This window comes from Paenibacillus sp. 01T422, from assembly GCF_056398785.1.
In genome coordinates, this window is record NZ_JBFTQB010000746.1 from 1 (window position 1) to 3,315 (window position 3,315).

The 3,315-nt window shown below is 47.6% G+C and carries 3 protein-coding genes; 2 read left to right on the forward strand and 1 reads right to left on the reverse strand.

Annotated elements, in window-relative coordinates; translation table 11 throughout:
• Positions 1-62: 62 nt before the first annotated feature.
• Positions 63-653, reverse strand: a complete 591-nt coding sequence (locus AC1DUA_RS30385) for a P-loop nucleotide/nucleoside kinase family protein (RefSeq protein ID WP_477503292.1) — start codon at positions 651-653, stop codon at positions 63-65.
• A 199-nt stretch (positions 654-852) separates the two neighbouring features.
• Here AC1DUA_RS30385 and AC1DUA_RS30390 point away from each other — a divergent pair, with 199 nt between their 5' ends.
• Together AC1DUA_RS30390 and AC1DUA_RS30395 are read left to right on the forward strand one after the other, a co-directional pair.
• Positions 853-2,010 carry a serine hydrolase domain-containing protein gene (locus tag AC1DUA_RS30390; protein ID WP_477503293.1) on the forward strand — a complete coding sequence of 386 codons (1,158 nt, stop codon included), beginning with the start codon at positions 853-855 and terminating at the stop codon, positions 2,008-2,010.
• A gap of 163 nt (positions 2,011-2,173) precedes the next feature.
• The coding region (locus tag AC1DUA_RS30395) for a DEAD/DEAH box helicase (RefSeq protein WP_477503294.1) at positions 2,174-3,315 on the forward strand (1,142 nt) is incomplete at its 3' end.

The following is a 3,315-nucleotide window of genomic DNA, read 5'->3' on the forward strand; positions in this document are numbered from 1 at the left end:
GCATTGGTGGGGGAAATGTAAAGTTGCAACATTCATTTTTGTAAATTTACAAAAAAAAGTTGTCAACTTTCGTTGTCAATGAACTTTTCAAGCATGTCCAGCTTCTCAGAAGTAAGTGGTCCAGAATTGTCGAGATAGAGAATGGAGCTTGGCTCAACCGACCATCGAATTTCACCACGACGTAGCGAAGGGCTGAATTGTTGCCAGTTGTCCAATTTCCATACGTCTAGTGCCGAGCCTCTGGTGCTAATGCGCGAGTGGTAGGCTTCCTCAGATGGAAGGTAGACGTAAACCGCCTTAACCGCCAGATTTTCCGTGCTCGCGCTGATAGCGGATAGTTCTTGGTCCAGCCACAACGGATCGTTGATTTCTCGGGTAAAAGGCCCAATAACGATGGCGTCGAGGTCTAAGGTCAGATTCTCCAGCGCGGCATTCATGGTGATGCGGTATCCGAGATCACGACAATGCTGTTTGTAAAAAGGGGAATCCCGATCCTCGGGATCTTTCCCGGCTAGCGTCATCAGCGCTTCTGCTGCGGGCCGAAGCAGAGTATCCATGTCAAGGAAGGCTCCGCCGCGCTTACTGGCATATGCTCTGGCTAGCGTTGTTTTGCCTGCTCCAGCAGGACCTATGAAAAAGATGAGTTTGCGCATGTTAACCTCCAATAAGAAACCTTTAACAGGGAAATAGTTACGAATATTGTAACATAAGAGGGATATCCCTTTACTTTTTCATCCAAAATTCAGCTTTTATTAATGTTTTATTAAGGTTCGCGTCATATTTACTTCATAATTGCATAGTAAGCTAATAGAAAGAGAGAGGGTTAATACCATACTGGAAGGATAGATAGAGATGTCCGGAACCCAACAAAACACGTTACAATCGGGTAACAATACCATATCGCCATTCCAATTGAATGCCAAAGAATCAACCGAGTATTGGCCAACCGCGGGTTGGAGGACGAGCACGCCGGAAGCGCAAGGAATGTTCTCAGGAACGCTAGCCAAGACGGTTGAAATGTTCAGCAGTCAGCAGGTATGCAGCATCGCAGTCGTTCGAAACGGCCATTTAGTTGCAGAAGCTTATAATAGTTGCACGCAAGCAAATATTCCCCAAGATGTGAAGTCGGTCACCAAAAGTGTAACATCTGCACTGGTCGGTATTGCTTTGGCTGAACGGAAGCTGATCAGTATGGATCAAAAGKTTCGTGATTTTTTCCCCGAACTCGCGAATGATCCCTTGAAGTCAAAAATGACGATTAGACATTTGCTGAGCATGACATCAGGCCTGGATTGGGACAATACGAATGAAATCTCCTCAACTGAGATGATGTATTCAGCTGATTGGGTGCAGTACATTCTGGATCGCCCTGGGTACTCAGAGCCAGGTACGCTGTTTAATTACAGCAATGGTGATGCGCATCTGTTGTCGGCTATAATGCACAAAGCGACTGGCCAATCAATGTTCGATTACGCCAAGTCACGTTTGTTCGATCCGCTTGGCATTACGGACTTGAGCTGGAATTCTGATGGAAAAGAACGTTCCATTGGTGCCTGGGCAATGGCTTTAACGCTCAGAGATATGGCTAAGTTCGGCTATTTGTATTTGAAACAAGGYCAATGGGAAGATCAAACGATTATCCCGAGCACTTGGGTTCGCGACTCGATGCAAAAGCGAGTTACGCTGAATTACAGCAATGGGACGCAGGGAGGCTACGGTCTGCTATGGTGGTCCAAGACGCTGCCCAAAGGAATCGTAAAAGGAAGTAAAAAGCAATATGAGATGTTCTATGCCTCAGGTTCAAGTGGGAGGCGCATTTTTGTTGTCCCTGAACTGCAGCTCATCGTGGCATTAACGGCTAACTGTCCTGATGCGAATATGCCCGAATATCTGCTGCTTCATGTACTGCAAGCAATTCGTTCAGAGAGACCYCTCCCGGAGAATCAGGAGAATTATACCAAGCTGGAGCAAGCCGTGAATGCCTTTAAGGAGGTAACGGAAACGGAATAGAACAAGGAAGAGCCGTGCATTGCGGTGGGTCAAATAAAGAATCCTTCATTAAAACCATCAGTTTGGCGTTTGCTGCCGCTTCTGATGGTTTTTTTGTTGGGAGTATGAGATAGTTGGAGGAAAGTTGATTCACGGTACATATATAATGAAGGGGAGTTATTTAGTGGCATTAAGAAGTTTTACGGATTATCAATTGAGTGAGGATATTGTCCGAGCCTTGCAGAGCCTGGGTTACGAGCAGCCGACAGACGTACAGCACGAAGTGATTCCCATTGCGCTTCAGGAGAAGGATCTCACGGTGAAGTCGCGCACGGGAAGCGGGAAGACGGCGGCTTTCGGAATCCCAATTTGCGAGCTGGTAGAATGGGAAGAGAATCGGCCGCAGGCGCTAATTCTAACACCGACGCGAGAACTCGCGGATCAAGTGAAGCAGGATATCACGAACATTGGCCGGTTCAAGCGAATTAAAGCGGTGGCGTTATATGGCAAACAACCCTTTGCCAAACAGAAGCTGGAGCTTCACCAGAAGTGCCATGTGGTCGTCGGCACACCGGGACGTGTGCTGGATCATATTCAGAAGGGCACGCTGGATTTGGAGAAGATCAATATGCTCGTCATCGATGAAGCAGATGAGATGCTGCGGATGGGCTTCATTGAGCAGGTAGGAGCGATCATTGATGAGCTTAGGACAGATCGTATGACGATGCTGTTCTCGGCCACACTCCCGCAAGACGTGGAACAATTATGTCATCAATATATGCATGACCCGATAGATATTGAAATTCAAACGCCGGAAGCAGCCAAGGTCCAGATTGAACACGCGCTGATTACTGTGAAAGAAACAGAGAAATTTAATGTGCTTAAGGATGTCTTCGTAACAGAGAATCCTGACAATTGCATTATTTTCTGCCGGACGCAAGAACATGTAGACGATGTCTTCCGGGAGTTGGATCTTCTTGACTATCCTTGYGACAAGATCCATGGGGGTATGGTGCAGGACGATCGTTTCCTGGTTATGAATGCCTTCAAAAGAGGCGAGTTCCGTTTCTTGGTAGCAACGGATGTCGCGGCACGAGGGATTGATGTCGAGGATATTACTCACGTCATTAACTATGACCTGCCGCTGGAGAAGGAAAGTTATGTCCACCGGATCGGAAGAACGGGACGAGCTGGCAAGACGGGCAAGGCCATTACATTCGTTACTCCGAATGAGATGAGACATGTTCCTGAAATCGAAGACTATCTTGGATTCGAGATCCCGCGCCGAGACGCTCCTGCGGAGGAGGAAGTCGCCCAGGGCATGCC

Excerpts from the sequence above, each read along its gene's own strand:
- AC1DUA_RS30385 (WP_477503292.1), bottom strand. The coding sequence starts at position 653 with ATGCGCAAACTCATCTTTTTCATAGGTCCTGCTGGAGCAGGCAAAACA.